The sequence below is a fragment of the Massilia sp. 05N420 genome, assembly GCF_056397205.1.
Map to the genome: position 1 here is coordinate 237,035 of NZ_JBFTMX010000003.1, position 15,521 is coordinate 252,555.

15 protein-coding genes are annotated in these 15,521 nt (G+C 66.3%); 14 read left to right on the forward strand and 1 reads right to left on the reverse strand.

All coding sequences use genetic code 11. The features are described from left to right. The first annotated feature begins 17 nt into the window (after positions 1 to 17). From AC1DIX_RS03070 to AC1DIX_RS03125, 12 genes are all read left to right on the forward strand, one after another. Positions 18 to 677, forward strand: a complete 660-nt coding sequence (locus AC1DIX_RS03070) for an amino acid ABC transporter permease (protein ID WP_477321931.1) — start codon at positions 18 to 20, stop codon at positions 675 to 677. A gap of 11 nt (positions 678 to 688) precedes the next feature. Next, positions 689 to 1,360 (forward strand): amino acid ABC transporter permease, encoded by a 672-nt coding sequence (locus AC1DIX_RS03075; RefSeq protein ID WP_477321933.1) that lies wholly within the window; start codon positions 689 to 691, stop codon positions 1,358 to 1,360. Position 1,361: 1 nt separating this feature from the next. Beyond that, positions 1,362 to 2,096, forward strand: coding sequence for an amino acid ABC transporter ATP-binding protein (locus AC1DIX_RS03080; protein WP_477321935.1), 735 nt, complete (start codon positions 1,362 to 1,364; stop codon positions 2,094 to 2,096). Further along, positions 2,093 to 3,019, forward strand: coding sequence for a glycosylasparaginase (locus AC1DIX_RS03085; RefSeq protein WP_477321937.1), 927 nt, complete (start codon positions 2,093 to 2,095; stop codon positions 3,017 to 3,019). The genes AC1DIX_RS03080 and AC1DIX_RS03085 overlap by 4 nt, the downstream gene beginning before the upstream one ends. Positions 3,020 to 3,030: 11 nt before the next feature. Continuing rightward, a complete protein-coding gene (locus tag AC1DIX_RS03090) occupies positions 3,031 to 3,819 on the forward strand; it encodes a transporter substrate-binding domain-containing protein (RefSeq protein WP_477321939.1) in 789 nt (262 codons plus the stop codon). 123 nt (positions 3,820 to 3,942) lie between these two features. Then, positions 3,943 to 4,407: a hypothetical protein gene (locus AC1DIX_RS03095; protein ID WP_477321941.1), complete on the forward strand. Its 465-nt coding sequence runs from the start codon at positions 3,943 to 3,945 to the stop codon at positions 4,405 to 4,407. Then, positions 4,407 to 5,315: a DUF2145 domain-containing protein gene (locus tag AC1DIX_RS03100; RefSeq protein WP_477321943.1), complete on the forward strand. Its 909-nt coding sequence runs from the start codon at positions 4,407 to 4,409 to the stop codon at positions 5,313 to 5,315. The genes AC1DIX_RS03095 and AC1DIX_RS03100 overlap by 1 nt, the downstream gene beginning before the upstream one ends. A gap of 8 nt (positions 5,316 to 5,323) precedes the next feature. Continuing rightward, on the forward strand, positions 5,324 to 6,727 hold the full coding sequence (locus AC1DIX_RS03105) for a serine hydrolase domain-containing protein (protein ID WP_477321945.1): 1,404 nt from the start codon (positions 5,324 to 5,326) through the stop codon (positions 6,725 to 6,727). Positions 6,728 to 6,775: 48 nt separating this feature from the next. Next, on the forward strand, positions 6,776 to 7,126 hold the full coding sequence (locus tag AC1DIX_RS03110) for a hypothetical protein (RefSeq protein WP_477321947.1): 351 nt from the start codon (positions 6,776 to 6,778) through the stop codon (positions 7,124 to 7,126). Between the two features lie 88 nt (positions 7,127 to 7,214). Then, positions 7,215 to 9,500 (forward strand): FdhF/YdeP family oxidoreductase, encoded by a 2,286-nt coding sequence (locus AC1DIX_RS03115; protein ID WP_477321949.1) that lies wholly within the window; start codon positions 7,215 to 7,217, stop codon positions 9,498 to 9,500. Between the two features lie 17 nt (positions 9,501 to 9,517). Next, positions 9,518 to 9,769 (forward strand): DUF6582 domain-containing protein, encoded by a 252-nt coding sequence (locus tag AC1DIX_RS03120; RefSeq protein WP_442121349.1) that lies wholly within the window; start codon positions 9,518 to 9,520, stop codon positions 9,767 to 9,769. 93 nt (positions 9,770 to 9,862) lie between these two features. After that, positions 9,863 to 11,833, forward strand: coding sequence for a peptidase U32 family protein (locus tag AC1DIX_RS03125; protein ID WP_477321952.1), 1,971 nt, complete (start codon positions 9,863 to 9,865; stop codon positions 11,831 to 11,833). Between the two features lie 12 nt (positions 11,834 to 11,845). Here AC1DIX_RS03125 and AC1DIX_RS03130 read toward each other — a convergent pair whose 3' ends face one another. Then, positions 11,846 to 12,295 carry a pyridoxamine 5'-phosphate oxidase family protein gene (locus AC1DIX_RS03130; RefSeq protein WP_477321954.1) on the reverse strand — a complete coding sequence of 150 codons (450 nt, stop codon included), beginning with the start codon at positions 12,293 to 12,295 and terminating at the stop codon, positions 11,846 to 11,848. A gap of 319 nt (positions 12,296 to 12,614) precedes the next feature. On the opposite strand from AC1DIX_RS03130, the gene AC1DIX_RS03135 reads away from it, so the two are divergent. Further along, positions 12,615 to 13,949: a sigma-54 dependent transcriptional regulator gene (locus AC1DIX_RS03135; protein ID WP_477321956.1), complete on the forward strand. Its 1,335-nt coding sequence runs from the start codon at positions 12,615 to 12,617 to the stop codon at positions 13,947 to 13,949. A 285-nt stretch (positions 13,950 to 14,234) separates the two neighbouring features. Further along, positions 14,235 to 15,521, forward strand: a 1,287-nt coding sequence (locus AC1DIX_RS03140; RefSeq protein WP_477321958.1) for a hypothetical protein, incomplete at its 3' end; no start/stop codon positions are given.

Below are 15,521 nucleotides of genomic sequence, written 5' to 3' on the forward strand. Positions count from 1 at the left end.
GTGTGACACTCGGCCGGATGACGTTCGATCTTGCACCACTGGCACCGTATATTGGCGAGCTCGCGGCCGGCGCACGGCTGACCGCCCTCGCCTGCGCGCTGGCCCTGGCCGCCGGCCTGGCCCTCGGCATCGTCGCGGCCCTGATGCGCACCGCGGCCTTGCCGCTGGTCCGGCGCGCGGCCGACGTCTACGTCGACGTCTTCCGCAACCTTCCCTTCATCGTCCAGCTGTTCTTCCTGTTCTACGGCCTGCCCGAGATCGGGGTCCGGCTGAGCGCTTTCGGCACCGGCGTACTGGCGCTCTCGCTGGCCGGCGGCGCGTTTACCTCGGACGTGATCCGCTCCGGCATCCTGGCGATCGAACCGGGCGTGCTCGAGGCGGCCCAGGTCAGCGGCCTGTCGCGGCTCGCCATCTACCGCCACATCGTGCTGCCCATCGCGCTGCGCAGCGCCGTGCGTCCGCTCGGGTCGGTGTTCGTCAACCTGGTATTGACTTCGTCGATCCTGTCCGCGATCACCCTCAATGAGCTGACCGGCAGCGCCAAGATCGTCGCCGCCGACACCTTCCAGCCTTTCGAGGTGTACGCGGTTCTTCTCCTGATCTATGCGGTGATGACCTGGCTGGTATCGCTCTCCAGCGCGGCGCTGCATCGCCGCCTGAATCGACGAATGAACTGAAAGCGGGGCTGATGCGATACACAGATTTCACGCCGCACGACCTGATTCTGCTGCTGCAGGGCCTGGGCGTTTCGCTTGCCCTGTTCGCCGCCACCACCGCCATCGGCCTGGCGATCGGGCTCGCCTGGGCGATGCTGCGCTACTACCGCACGCTGCTGCTGTCGCCGCTGGCCGCCGTGCTTGCCGAGCTGCTGAAAAATTCGCCGGTGCTGGTACAGCTCTTCCTGGTGTTCTTCGGCTTGCCGGTCCTGCTGGAGACGGAGCTGACGCCGGTGCAGGCCGCCCTCATCACGCTGTCCGGGAATACCGCCGCTTTCATCTATGTGATCGCGGTCTCCGCCATCGATGCGGTCGGGCGCGATCAGTTGGAGGCGGCGCGCGTGTCCGGCTTGAGCCGCTGGCAGATCCTGCGCCGCATCGTCGCGCCGCAGGCGGCCGCTTTCGCGCTCGGACCGCTGACCGGGCTGCTGGTCAACCAGCTGCAGGTGACTTCGCTGATCTCGGTGATCGGCGTGGTCGACCTGACCAAGGTGGGCGCGATCCTGAACCTGCGCACGCTGAAGCCCTTCATCGTCTGGACCGTGATCGGCCTGCTGTACTACCTGATGGCGCGGCTGATCGCCAGAGCCTGCGCCCGCGTCGAGACGCGGCTGCGCGCACACAGTGAATGGAAGGGTTTATAGGGTGATTCATATCGAAGGCGTGGCCAAGCGCTTCGGCAGCAACACGGTACTCGACGGTGTCGACCTGCGCATCGCGCCGGGTGAAGTGGTGTCCATCCTCGGCGCCAGCGGGTCCGGCAAGTCGACGCTGATCCGCTGCATCAACGGCCTCGAAAAACTCGATGGCGGTATGATTTCCGTCGACGGGCACCGGGTCGACGATCCGAGACAGCTGCGGCTCGCGCGCCGCTGCTGCGGCACCGTGTTCCAGCTGTTCAACCTGTACCCGCACATGACGGCGCTGCGGAACATCACATTGGCGCCGATCGAAGTCCTGAAAGTGCCGCGCCGCCAGGCCGAGGACGAGGCGCGCGAGCTGCTGGCCTCCGTCGGCCTGCTCGAACGCGCCGACGCCTATCCGGCCCAGCTCTCCGGCGGACAGCGCCAGCGCGTGGGCATCTGCCGGGCGCTGGCGATGAAGCCGCGCTACCTGCTGCTGGACGAAGTCACCAGCGCGCTCGATCCCGAGATGACGGCCGAAGTGCTGTCCATCCTCGCCAGGCTGGCGGCGAACGGCACCACGATGCTGTTCGTGACCCACGAAATCGAGTTCGCGCGCCAGATTTCCAATCGCATCGTGTTCCTCGAGCGGGGCCGGCTGCTGGCCGACCTGCCGACCACGCAATTCTTCGCTGAGGACGGCGGCCTGGCGCAGCCGCGCATCGCCCAATTTTTATCGAAAATGAGCAAATCATGAGAATGCTGTTAGCGAACGCCGAAGCCTGGCCCGGCTTCGACACCACCGTCGAGCTGTTGAAACAAGGCGGGGCGGGCATCGATGCGATGGTCAGTGGCATCGCCAAGGTCGAGCGCGAGGCCAAGGTCCGCAGCGTCGGCTACGGCGGCTGGCCGAACATGGTCGGCGAGATGGAGTTCGACGCCGGCGTCATGGACGGCACCACGCGCGAGGTCGGCGCGGTCGGCGCGGTCCCAGGCACCCTGCCCGTCTCCAGGCTGGCCCACGAAGTCATGAAGCACCTGCCGCACGTGATGCTGACCGGCGCCGGGGCGCGCCGCTTCGCCACCGAGCGCGGTTTCGATGTCGACGAAGTCCTGCACCCGGACAGCAAGCGCGTCTGGTGGGAGCGGCTGCAGAAGGAGATGTCGCCGGAACAGCTGGCGGCCTTTCCCGACATTCCGCTGACCCCGCTCAGCAATACCATCACCGACCCCGAACGGGTGCGCGACACCACGGTCTTCCTGGGCCGCGATGCCGGCGACAATATCGGCGTCGTCACCTCGACCTCCGGCTGGGCGTGGAAGTATCCGGGGCGCCTGGGCGATTCGCCGATTCCCGGCGCGGGCTTCTATGCGGACAGCCGCTACGGCGCCGCCGCCTGCACCCACACCGGCGAAATGACGATGCGCTGTGGGACCTCGCGCAGCATCGTGCTGGCGCTGCGCCTCGGCCACAGCCTGGAGGACGCGGTCAAGCTGGCGGTGGAGGAGCTGGCGGAGCTGAAGACCGGCTTCCTGGCCGGCGTCGTCATCCACGCGATGGACGCCAGCGGCAATCACCGGGTGGTCAACTTCCGCTGCGACGAAGAGATACGCTATTGGTACTGGGACGAACGCATGGGCGCGCCGGAGCTGCGCCTCGCATCGGCCCTCAAACCCTGAAAGGACAGAACATGCAGCCAATCCTGACACGCTGTGCCGCCGCCGCGGTATTGATGCTGGCCGCAAGCGCCGCCATGGCCGGCCGCATCGAGGACATCAAGGCGCGCGGCTACGTGCGCATCGGCGTCTCGCTGGGCGGCGAGCCGGTGGGTTTTCGCAACGCCGGCAATGAGCCGGTCGGCTACGACGTCGACGTCGCCAAAGCCCTGGCCGCGAAGCTCGGCGTGCCGGTGCGCTTCTCGGACGTCTCCAGCGACGCCCGCATTTCGATGCTGATGTCGAAGCAGCTAGACCTGGTGGTGGCGAATGTCTCGATCACGCCGCAACGCGCGCGCGTGGTGGACTTTTCGATCCCCTACAATGCGGCGGGCCTGCGCGTGATCGCGCAGAAGAGCGCCCACGTCAAGACACTGGCGGACCTGAACGGCAAGCGCGTCGTGGTCGGCCGCGGCACCACGGCCGACGCCTTCCTGCGCAAATCGGCGCCGCAGGCCGTGCCGGTCTACACCGACAACTTCGCGCCGGACGGCGTCCTGCTGCTGCAGCAGAAGCGCGTCGACGCCGGTATCGAGGATTCTTCGCTGCTCGATTACCTGGCCAGCAGGAACGATCAACTGGAGACACTGCCTGCGATGTACGGCAATACGCCGATCGGGATCGCGATGGCCAAGGGTGATCCGGAGATGCTGAAGTTCGTGAATGGGTTCGTGGCGAACTACGTCAAGTCCGGGGCGTATGCCGCCAACTACAAGAAGTGGTGGGGTGCCAAAGTTGTGCCGCCGGTGCTGGCGGCGCAGTGACGGCGCAAGCCTAAGGCCGGCGCAACATGCCGTGATGCGTCACGAAAATGACCGGCGGTACGCTGGGCAGCTCGGCCTTATGCATGTACGATATGCGCTATTCAAACTGATTCCAGAACAGACATGACCAGCTCCTCACTCCGCCAAGCTCTCGCCATCGCCGCATTGGCCGCCGCCTGCGCCATCCCGGCCCACGCCGACAGCGTCGCCTCCTCCGCCTCCAGCGCCGGCTCGGCCTCCAGCGCCAGCATCTCCGACTCGATCGGCGGCTCCAGCAACAGTTCGAACCGCGATCGCCGCGTCACCGCCGGCGATTACAAGGTGATCGACATCGCCCAGGCGCCGGGCAAGGCCGAGACCACGCGCCTGACCCTGCGTCCGGTCGTCGGAACGCAGGCCCAGGAATTCACCCTCGACGTGCCGAACCGCGCCCTGGCCGCACGCAGCGTCGATGCGGGCGCCATCGTCCACGTGAACGAGCGCGTGTACGGCTACGAATTCGCCTACGCAGACACGAAACAGCCCTTCTTCCTGGCCCTGCAGGACGACTGGTACCGCGAACTGAATTCGCGCCAGGTCACCATCTGATGCTGTCCCGCCTCGCGGCCATCGGCTTGGCCGCGTTGAGCCTCGGCGCGAGCGCAAGCGCGCGGGCCGGCATGCCGGTATTCTGCGAGCGCGGCAAGGAAGTCGGCGCGGCCGAACAGGACCGTGTCCTGCGCTTTGCCGGCACCGTCAAGCGGGAATTGGACCACTCCGGCGAAGGCGTCGCGCTGATCTCGCGTGCGGGACTGGACCTGAGCCGCTTCAAGCTGCTGTATTCGCACGCCGGCGTCGCGCTGAAGGACGACAGGGACGGCACCTGGACCGTGCGCCAGCTGTACTACGCCTGCGACGAAGCGCGGCCGCGCCTGTTCGACCAGGGCGTGGCCGGCTTCGCGCTGGGTGCCGATGCGCCGGGCCAGGGCCACGTCTCGCTGGTGTTCCTCGACGACGGCAATGGCGCCCGACTGGAGCAGGCCGCGCGCGACAAGCCGCTGGCGCTGGCCCTGCTGGCCGGCCGCTACAGCGCCAACGCCTACGCCTTCGGCACCCGCTACCAGAACTGCAACCAGTGGGTGGCCGAGATCCTGGCCAGCGCCTGGGGTGGGCTCCACGATCGGCAGGCCGCGCGCGAGCGTGCGCAGTCCTGGCTGCGCGAGCAGGGTTATACGGCCGGGCCGGTGAAGGTGCCTTCGCACTGGCTGATGTTCGCCGGCCAGTTCGTGCCGCTGCTGCACGTGGACGACCACCCGGTCGACGACATCTACGCGCTGGCGCTGCATGTCAGCGTGCCCTCATCGATCGAGGACTTCGTCCGCCGCCGCGCGCCGCAGGCCCGGAGGATCGAGCTGTGCCACGACACCCGCCACATCGTCGTGCACCGCGGCTGGGAAGCCCTGGGGCCGGGATGCACGCCGATGCCCGACGATGAAGTGATTCCTTTCGACTCCTGATTAACGTGATGCGTCACAAGAAAATCATCGCCATGCTCGCCGCTTCCGTCACGATCGTCGCCGGTTCAGCCCCGGCAGCGCCGCTGCCCGAACCCCGGGCGACCGCCCTGACGCGGCAGTTGCAAGCCATCGCGGACGACCCCGCCATGCCGCTCCCGGGCCTGTCCGTGGTCGCGATCCGCCACGGGGAAATCGCCTACCGCCAGCACTTCGGCAGCAAGCGTCTGGCCGGCGGCGGCAAACCGGTCCAGCCGATCGACGGAGACACGATGTTCCGCATCGCCTCGGTCTCGAAATTCGTGACGGCACTGGGCGCGATGAAGCTGGTCGAGCAAGGCAAGCTCGAGCTCGACGCGGACATCGGCGACACGCTCGGCTACCGCCTGCGCAATCCGCATTTCCCGGACCAGCCCATCACCCTGCGCATGCTGCTCACGCACACGTCCTCGCTGCGCGACGAGGGCGGCTTCAAGTTCGCTCCGGAAGTCGACCTGAAGGACGTTCTGCTGCCGGGCGGCCGCCAGTACGGCAAGGGCGCGATGTGGGACGGCGCGCATGCGCCAGGCGCCTGGTTCGAGTACGTGAATTTCAACTGGGGCCTGATCGCTACCGTGATGGAGGCCGCTACCGGCGAGCGCTTCGACCGGCTGATGCGCAGGCTGATCTTCGATCCGATGGGCCTGAAGGCCGGCTTCTACCTGGCCGAGTTTGCGCCGGCGAGAATAGACGACGTCGCGACCCTGTACCGCAAGCGCGAAAAGGACGGCGACGAGGCCTGGGACCCGAAGGGCCCGTGGATCGCCCAGGCGGACGATTTCGGCAACGAGGCGCCAGCCGCGCCGCCGGGCCTCGCTGCCTACAAGGCAGGCGGCAACGGCACGATCTTCGGCCCGCAGGGCAGTCTGCGTATCTCGACCGGCGATCTGGCGCAGATCATGCTGATGCTGATGAAGCGCGGCCAGCTCGACGGCAAGCAGATCCTGGCGCCGCAGACGATAGACACCATGTTCAGCCGCCAGTGGGCCCTGCATGCGGGCGGCGCGAACGGCAGCGCCAACGGCGACGGCGGCAGCTATCGCGGCCTCTACCACGCCTGGGGCCTGGGCAACCAGCAATTTACGGATACCAGCATCGTCAAGGACGGCCATGCCGGCGGCGACCGCCTGGTGGATGGCGGCGGCTTCAAGGGCGTAGGCCACCTCGGCTGGTCCTGGGGCCTGAACGCGCTGTTCGTGTTCGACCCATCGACGAATGACGGCATGATCTACGTGAGCACCGGCGTCGGCGCCGATCCGGATCGGCAGCCCGGCCAATTCTCGTCCGAGGCGCGCTTCCAGGAACGCATCACCAGCGCCTTGTACTGCGGCGCGATCGTGACGCGTCACGGAATGTCGCAGTGCAGCTTGCCTTAACGTAACGCATCACGAATAATGTGATCTTCCTGTCAAGCGCTCACATCCATGAAACAACCGGAAGACCAACGCACCATCGAACTGTCTCTCGAGGCCGCCACGGCCCGCAAGCGCGGCCGCCCGCCCAAGGCCGACAAGCTCAGCGACGCCGAACGGGCCCGCCGCTACCGGGCGCGCCAGAAGATGATGCCGAAGGACGACTGGAACTACGAGCAGTTGACCGCCCTCACCCGCGCCGAGATCATGCGCCTGACGGATGGCGCGGCCGCCAGGCCGGCCTCCGAGGGCGAACTGGTGGCCAACTGGGCCTACGGCATGTTCCTGCTGTGGGACCGCACCACCGCCCAGTGCCAGCGCGCGGACGACCGCAGCGAATTACTGGCGATGGTCAACCCCTGACATGTGAACTTCCGAACAGACGGCTCCGCACGACGGTCCTATGCTGGCGGCTTCGCGTTTCGACGGCGCGTCATCGAGGGCGACCAGAATGGACAAGGAAGGCAACAGCCACGAACCCGGCATTCCATCCGGCGGATGGGGCTCCCTGAAGGAAGTTGGCAGCATCCTGCTCGAGGAAAGGGTGTCGCCGCAGCGGGCCGCACTCCTGCTCAAGCAGAACAAGCCCGACGGTTTTGCCTGCGTCAGCTGCTCGTGGGCCAAGCCGGCGCATCCGCATCCGGCCGAATTCTGCGAGAGCGGCGCCAAGGCAACGGCTTGGGAAATCACCAGCAAGCACGTCCACGCGGATTTCTTCGCCCGCCACACGGTGCGCGAGCTCGAACGCTGGCATGACCACGATCTCGAAGACGCCGGCCGCCTGACCGTACCGCTGCGCTACGATGCCGCCTCGGACAAGTATGTCGAGATTTCTTGGGAACAGGCTTTCAGCGAGATCGGCGCCGAGCTGCGCAAGCTGGACCCGAAGAGCGTGGTGTTCTACAGCTCCGGCCGCGCCTCCTTGGAAACTTCCTATATGTACCAGTTGCTGGCGCGCATGTACGGCAACAACAATCTGCCGGACAGCTCGAATATGTGCCACGAAAGCACCTCGGTCGCGCTGCCGAAAAGCATCGGCGTACCGATCGGCACCGTGGTACTGGACGATTTCGCGCGCACCGACTGCATCTTCTTCTTCGGCCAGAACGTGGGCGTGAACAGCCCGCGCATGCTGCACCAGCTGCAGGACGCGCGCAAACGGGGCGTGCCGATCATCACCTTCAATCCGCTGCGCGAACGCGGACTGGTCAGCTTCATCAACCCGCAATCGCCAACCGAAATGCTGACCCACCATGAAACGGCGATCAGCACCCAGTACCACCAGCTCAAGGCGGGCGGCGACACGGCCGCGCTGATGGGCCTGTGCAAGGCGGTGCTCGAAGCGGACGATGCCGCGGCCAAGCAGGGCAAGGCGCCTGCCCTCGACAAGGCTTTCATTGCCGAACACACCCACGGTCTCGACGAATTCGCGGACAAGGTGCGCGCCACGACCTGGCAGGAGATCGAGCAGGAGTCCGGCCTCGACCGTGCGGACATCCGCGACGCCGCGCGTGTCTACATGGCCTCGAATGCCGTGATCGGCGTCTACGGCATGGGCCTGACCCAGCACCGCAACGGCGTCCAGAACGTGCAGATGCTGGTCAACCTGCTCCTGCTGCGAGGGAATATCGGCAAGCCGGGCGCCGGCATCTGCCCGGTGCGCGGCCACTCCAATGTGCAGGGCCAGCGCACGGTCGGCATCACGGAAAAGCCGGAGCTGGCACCGCTCGACAAGCTGAAGGAGCTGTACGGCTTCGAACCGCCGCGCGACAAGGGCATGAACACGGTCGAGGCCTGCAAAGCCATCCAGGACGGCAAGGTGAAAGCGCTGGTCAGCCTGGGCGGCAACCTGGTGCGGGCCGTACCCGACCACGGCAGGATGGACGCCGCCTGGCGCGCGCTGCCGCTGACGGTGCAGGTCTCGACCAAGCTCAACCGCAGCCACCTGGTGCATGGCCAGGCCGCCTACATCCTGCCTTGCCTGGGCCGGATCGAGATCGACCGCCAGGATGGCGTCGAGCAGGCGGTGTCGATGGAAGACTCGACCGGCTGCATGCACGGCTCGCGCGGCATGGCCGAGCCGGCGGCGGCGACGCTGCTGTCGGAGCCGGCCATCGTGGCCGGCCTCGCCAAGGCGGTGCTCGATCCCAATCCGAAGGTCGACTGGGATGCCTGGGTAGCCGACTACGGCAAGATCCGCGACGCCATCGCCGCCACCTATCCGGAAATCTTCCACGACTTCAATGAGCGCATGTGGACGCCGGGCGGCTTCCGCAAGCCGGTGGCGGCCGCCAAGCGCAAGTGGAACACGCCGACCGGCAAGGCGAATTTCACGGTGCCGGACAGCCTGAGCGTCGATCCGGACCTGCCCGACCGCCCCGGCACCCTGCGCCTGTTCACGGTGCGCAGCGACGGCCAGTTCAACACTACGATCTACAGCCTGGACGACCGTTTCCGCGGCGTCGAAGGCGACCGCATGGTGGTGTTCATGTCGAAGGCCGACATGGAAGCGCGCGGCCTGGAAGACGGCGTCCGCGTCAGCGCCCATACCGTCACCGACGATGGTGTCGAGCGCCGCGTGGATGGCCTGAAGGTGATGGCATACCCGATACCGCCGGGCTGCATCGCGGGCTATTATCCCGAATGCAACCCGCTGATCCCGCTCTGGCACCATGCGAAGGAGAGCTACGTGCCGGCGGCGAAATCGATCGCGGTGCGGATCGAAGCAGCGCAGTGAAGATCTGAGGAGGCATCATGAGCAAGATCGACCAGGAAGACCGGAACGAGATGTCCGGCCGCGAGTTCGCGTTTCCCAAGCAGCGCAAGGAGCCGCTGGAAGACGCGAGCCACGTACGCAACGCCATCGCCCGCTTCGACCAGGTGGAGGGCGTGACCGACCACGAACGGGATGAGGCATGGGAACGCATCCGCTCAGCTGCCAGGAAATTCGGCGTCGAGGTCAACGAGAGCAGCTGGCGCGAGCTCGGCAAGAGCAAGAAGCACTAGCGCCACGTTCGACCAGCGGTGACATAAACCCTTGATCTGGCTATAATTTCCGCCTTTCGGTCCCCGAACCCGCGTCATTAGCCAGGAAAGCCCATGTCACTGCTCGCCCACCAGCTCGAACTGCTGTCCCCCGCCAAAACCGCCGAGATCGGCCGCGAAGCCATCCTGCACGGCGCCGACGCGGTGTACATCGGCGGCCCGGCCTTCGGCGCCCGCCACAATGCCAGCAATCCGCTGGAGGACATCGCGGCCCTGGTCGAGTTCGCGCACCGCTACCGTTCGCGCATTTTCGTGACCATGAACACGATCATGCACGATGCGGAGCTCGAGACCGCCCGGCAGCAGATTTGGGACCTCTACAACGCCGGCATCGACGCCCTGATCATCCAGGACATGGGTCTGCTGGAGCTGGACCTGCCGCCGATCCAGATGCACGCCTCGACACAGTGCGACATCCGCACGGTCGAGAAGGCGAAGTTCCTGTCCCAGGTCGGCTTCTCCCAGCTGGTGCTGGCGCGCGAGCTGACCATCGAGCAGATCAAGGCGGTGCGCGCGCAGGTCGACACGCCGCTCGAATACTTCATCCACGGCGCCCTGTGCGTGGCCTTCTCGGGCCAGTGCTATATCTCGCACGCCGACAACGGCCGCAGCGCCAACCGCGGCGACTGCTCGCAAGCCTGCCGCCTGCCCTACACGCTGTCCGACGGCCAGGGCCGCGTGGTCGCCTTCGAAAAGCATTTGCTGTCGATGAAGGACAACGACCAGAGTCGCAACCTCGAGGCCCTGGTCGACGCCGGCATCCGCTCCTTCAAGATCGAGGGACGCTACAAGGACATGGGCTATGTGAAGAACATCACCGCCCACTACCGCCTGTTGCTGGACGAGATCCTGGAGCGCCGCCCCGAACTGGCGCGCGCCTCGAGTGGGCGTACCAAGGTGCTGTTCACGCCGGACGTCGACAAGAACTTCCACCGCGGCCACACCGATTACTTCGCCCAGGGCCGCCAGCAGACCATCGGCGCCTTCGATTCGCCCAAGTACGTGGGCGTGGAGCTGGGAACCGTCGCGCGCATCGGCGGCGACAATTTCGACCTCGTCACCAACGAGCCGATGGCGAATGGCGACGGCCTGAACTACATGCACAAGCGCGAGACGGTCGGCATCCAGGCGAACACCGTGCAGAAACTCGGCGAGGATGCCGAAGGCCAGCGCTGGCGCGTGTTCCCGAACGAGCCTGTGTCGAGCCTGCCGGGCCTGAAAGTCGGCACCGTCATCAGCCGTAACCGCGACCATCAGTGGGAAGCGGCGCTGAACAGGAAATCGTCGGAGCGCCGGGTGGCGGTCGACTTGAAATTATCGGAATTACCGAAGGGACTGCGCCTGAGTATTACAGACGAAGACGGCATCGCGAGCCATCACGACGCGGCGCTGGCGCTGCAACCGGCCCAGCAGGCCGAACAGGCCGAAGCAGGCCTGCGCACCAGCCTGGGCAAGCTCGGCAACACCATGTTCGAGGTCCGCGGCATCGATCTGCAGCTGTCCCAGCCCTGGTTCGTGCCCTCCAGCGCCATCAACGCGCTGCGCCGCGACGCGGTTGCCGCCCACGAAGCGGCGCGCCTGGCGAGCTGGCAGCGTCCCGAGCGGGCCCAGGCGGTCGAGCCGCCCGCAGTCTATCCGGAAGCCCAGCTCAGCTACCTGGCCAACGTCTACAACGAGAAGGCGCGCGCCTTCTACCGCAAGCACGGCGTGCAGCTGATCGCCGCGGCCTACGAGGCGCACGAGGAGCCGGGCGATGTCTCGCTGATGATCACCAAGCACTGCCTGCGCTTCTCCTTCAACCTCTGCCCGAAGCAGGCCAAGGGCGTGCAAGGCGTGCAGGGCCAGGTCAAGGCCGAACCGATGACCCTGGTCAGCGGCGAGGAACGTTACACCCTGAAGTTCGACTGCAAGCCCTGCGAGATGCACATCATCGGCGCGATGAAGCCGCACATCCTGAACTCGCCGCCGCCCTCGGCCATCCCCTACAGCCCCCTGGTGTTCCACCGCACGCGTCCGCGCGCCTGAAACGAGGCCATGTCAGGGGCTCACCAGCTCGGTGTACCCGAAGCCCTTCGAATAGTCGATCACCGACACCATCTGCGGCCGGATCCGCACGAAGGCGACTTCGTGCGACATGTCCGGCCCGCACCATTCCTGCACCGCCGGAAAACGCTGTTCCAGGCAGGCGGCCGCAATCGCCGCTTCCTGCGGGTCGTCCAGCAGCTCGGCGGTGGCGCTCATCGACAGGCCGCGGATCTCGCGCCAGTCGTGGTACGGCAGGTTGACCGTCAGCGACACCTTGCCGTTGCGGCGGATGTTCTCCGCCTTCTGGCTGGCCTTGCCGATGCCCACGAAGATCGTCATGTCCCGGTGGGCGAAGCTGACGGTGGTCGCCTGCGGATAGCCATCCGGGCGGATGGTCGCGAGCGTCAGGTCCTGTGCGGTGTCCAGCACCCGCAGGACGAAGTCGTTCTGTATCTTATCCATCACACCTCCTTCACAATTTCGCGGCCGGAGGGGCGCTGCCAACGGTCGGATTTGTAACCACAAGATACCAACAGGAAATCTCACCCCGAAGGGGGTTCATGCCTTTTCTCTCTGAACGCGTAGATTGTATCGTCCGCCACTGTTCAGAAACGCCCGGCATAATATTGATTAAACGTTAATTGACGAATGTTTATTTCCTGTGGGCTATTGAACTACTCAATTTCTTACGAATAGTTACACTCTGCGGGACAGTTGCGCCGGTCTTCATGCATGTCAGCCGTGGTGAGGGGACCGGCCGACCGCTTTACATGGAGGATAGATGGCACATAAACGCCTGCTGTGCATCGCCCCCGAGCATGCGGATGCCGGCGCGCTGCTGCGCGACACCATGCCGGACTGGGAGATCCGCAGCGTCACGAGCCTCGCCGAAGCTGGGCGGGAACTACGAAGCAGCCATTACCTTGTCGGTCTGCTGGTGCACGATCGCGAACAGCAGCGCCCGGGCGAAATCGACGGCTTCCTGCGCCGCCACAGCCACATGCAGTGGGTCGGTGTGTTCAATCCGCGCGACCTCGAATCGATGCCCTGCCGTGACCTGGTGGTCGAACACTTGTGCGACTACCACACTGCACCGGTCGATCCGGTCCGTCTGTCCCACACCCTCGGGCACGCCCATGGCTGGGCGATGCTGAAGCGCCGCCGCCAGCAGCTGATCGACCATGCCCACGCCGACTCGCCGCTGATCGGTCATTGCGATGCGATCGTGCGTCTGCGGGTCCAGGTCGACCGCGTCGCCAAGGTCGCCGCGCCGGTCCTGATCTGGGGCGAGAGCGGCAGCGGCAAGGAATTGACCGCCCAGGCGATCCACGCCCAGTCCGAGCGCGCCGCTGGCCCGTTCGTGCCGATCAACTGCGGGGCGATCTCGCCCACCCTGATCCACTCCGAGCTGTTCGGCTATGAGCGCGGGGCCTTCACTGGCGCGACGCGCGGCAAGGTCGGACTGATCGAATCGGCCGACGGCGGCACTCTCTTCCTCGACGAGGTCGGCGACCTGCCCAAGGACCTGCAGGCCAACCTGCTGCGCTTCTTGCAGGAGAAGACCATCTGCCGGGTCGGCAGCACCCGCCAGATCCGCGTCGACGTGCGCGTCATCGCCGCCTCCCACGTGCAGTTGCAGCAGGCGGTGGCCAAGGGCGACTTCCGCGAAGACCTGTACTACCGCCTGGCTGTGCTGCCGGTGACGGTGCCGCCGCTGCGCGAGCGGCGCGAGGATATCGTCGCGCTGGCGGAACATTTCTTCCATGTCTATTCGAGCGAGAAGGCGCCGCGCCTTAAGGGCTTCTCGGAGCGCGCGATCGCCGCCATCCTCGACCATGACTGGCCCGGCAACGTCCGCGAACTGATCAACCGCGTCAGGCGCGCGATGGTTATGTCCGATGGCCGCCTGATCACCCCGGACGACCTTGGCCTGAGCCGCGGGATCCCGGCGCCGACGCCGGCCGCGCTGGACGATGCCCGCATGCGTTCGGAGCGGGTCGCCCTGCGCGACTGCCTCGACCGCAGCGGCCAGAACGTCAGCCGCGCGGCGCGCGACCTGGGCGTGTCCCGCACCACGATGTACCGCTTGCTGAGCAAGCACGGGATGCGGCCGTGACCGTCTTCCATCTGTAACAGAACGTGACACAGGTGTCAGCACCGGAAGGTACGTTGCCGTACCAAAGTTGACACCTCTGTACCAAGGTTGAAACAGTTTGTCGATAAATTCGGCAAATCGTGCCAGAGAAATTCTGACGGCGTCGTAGGACGATACGGACAAAGTCAACAAAAACAGAGACTTAGCGAACAGTACAGTGAAGCTGGCATTGGTTGTGCATTAGACAAATGAGTCGGCGATACGGCCGACCTGTCACCAACCAATCAGACCCAGAGGGGAAATCGAATGAACAAGACTTTGCTCGTAACCGCCATCTCGCTCGCTTTCTCGCTGAGCGCGCAAGCCGATGATTCGAATGTGGCCCGCGGCGGTAGCACTGCTACGCAGACTACGACTCGTACCAACACGACCAACAACACCGACAACAGCCAGTGGACGCAAACGAATACCGACAGCAGCAATCGCAGCAACAGCAGCACCAACAATTCGAACAACACCAGCACCGACAGCAGTAACCACAGCATCAACACCGACAACAGCGACAACAGCACCGCGAAGAACGCCAACGCGCGTGCTGCCGCTGCCGGTGCGGCTGCGGCAAACAACGGCAATGCGACTTCGAATCTGTCCAACGCCTACAACACCTCGACTGCGAATGCGGTCTCGAACCTGACCGGCACCGTGTCGGGCAATAACGTCTATGGCATCGGCAACGTCGCCAGGAACTCCGGTAACGCCAATGGAGCCGGCGGGGACGGCGGCATGGGCGCCCAGGGCACCTCGGGCGGCGTGACCGCCACCGGCGGCGCCGGCTCCTCGGCGGGCAATGCCAATGGCGGCAACGGCGCAGCCGGCGGCTTCGCCACCAACGGTTCGGCGAATGCCGGCGGCGCCACCTCGGGCGGCTCGACCTCCGGTATGGGCGGCGCCGGCGGCAACAGCGCTGCATCGACCACCGGCGCCGGCGGCGCGGGCGGTTCGGGCGGCTACGGCGGCGCGGGCGGCAACGGTGCCAACGGCGGCGGATCGACGGCCAACGGCGGCTATGGCGGCGACAGCGGCAACGGTGGCCGCGCTTCGGGCGGCAACGGCGGCTACGCTGGCGGTAATTCGGGCGGCAACGGCGGCAACGCCGGTGGCGCATGGGCCGGCGACGGCGGCAACGGCGGCCGTACCGGCATGGCGACCGGCGGCTCGGGCGGCGACGGCGGTCGCGGCGCGGCAGGTGGCTACGGCGGTACCGGCGGTGCAGGCGGCAACGGCGGCTATGCAGGTGCCGGCGGCAACGCCGGCAATGCAGGCTCGTCGACCGGCGACAATAGCGCCTCGAACGGCAATACCCGTGCCGGCGGCGGCTGGGCCTCGACCGGCGCCGGCGGTGCTGCGGGCGGCACCGACACCAACCCGGGCACCGGCGGCGCCAGCGGCGCTGCTACCGGTGGCTCGCATACCGCGACCGGCGGTGCCGTGACCTCGGGCGCCAACAGCTCGACCGCTGGCACCACCAGCGGCGGCGCAGCCGGCACCGGCGGCGCAGGCGGCGCGGGTGCAGCCGGCGGTGCCGGCGCGGCA

Excerpts from the sequence above, each read along its gene's own strand:
- AC1DIX_RS03070 (WP_477321931.1), top strand. The coding sequence starts at position 18 with ATGACGTTCGATCTTGCACCACTGGCACCGTATATTGGCGAGCTCGCG.
- AC1DIX_RS03075 (WP_477321933.1), top strand. The coding sequence starts at position 689 with ATGCGATACACAGATTTCACGCCGCACGACCTGATTCTGCTGCTGCAG.
- AC1DIX_RS03085 (WP_477321937.1), top strand. The coding sequence starts at position 2,093 with ATGAGAATGCTGTTAGCGAACGCCGAAGCCTGGCCCGGCTTCGACACC.
- AC1DIX_RS03090 (WP_477321939.1), top strand. The coding sequence starts at position 3,031 with ATGCAGCCAATCCTGACACGCTGTGCCGCCGCCGCGGTATTGATGCTG.
- AC1DIX_RS03095 (WP_477321941.1), top strand. The coding sequence starts at position 3,943 with ATGACCAGCTCCTCACTCCGCCAAGCTCTCGCCATCGCCGCATTGGCC.
- AC1DIX_RS03100 (WP_477321943.1), top strand. The coding sequence starts at position 4,407 with ATGCTGTCCCGCCTCGCGGCCATCGGCTTGGCCGCGTTGAGCCTCGGC.
- AC1DIX_RS03105 (WP_477321945.1), top strand. The coding sequence starts at position 5,324 with ATGCGTCACAAGAAAATCATCGCCATGCTCGCCGCTTCCGTCACGATC.
- AC1DIX_RS03110 (WP_477321947.1), top strand. The coding sequence starts at position 6,776 with ATGAAACAACCGGAAGACCAACGCACCATCGAACTGTCTCTCGAGGCC.
- AC1DIX_RS03115 (WP_477321949.1), top strand. The coding sequence starts at position 7,215 with ATGGACAAGGAAGGCAACAGCCACGAACCCGGCATTCCATCCGGCGGA.
- AC1DIX_RS03120 (WP_442121349.1), top strand. The coding sequence starts at position 9,518 with ATGAGCAAGATCGACCAGGAAGACCGGAACGAGATGTCCGGCCGCGAG.
- AC1DIX_RS03125 (WP_477321952.1), top strand. The coding sequence starts at position 9,863 with ATGTCACTGCTCGCCCACCAGCTCGAACTGCTGTCCCCCGCCAAAACC.
- AC1DIX_RS03130 (WP_477321954.1), bottom strand. The coding sequence starts at position 12,295 with ATGGATAAGATACAGAACGACTTCGTCCTGCGGGTGCTGGACACCGCA.
- AC1DIX_RS03135 (WP_477321956.1), top strand. The coding sequence starts at position 12,615 with ATGGCACATAAACGCCTGCTGTGCATCGCCCCCGAGCATGCGGATGCC.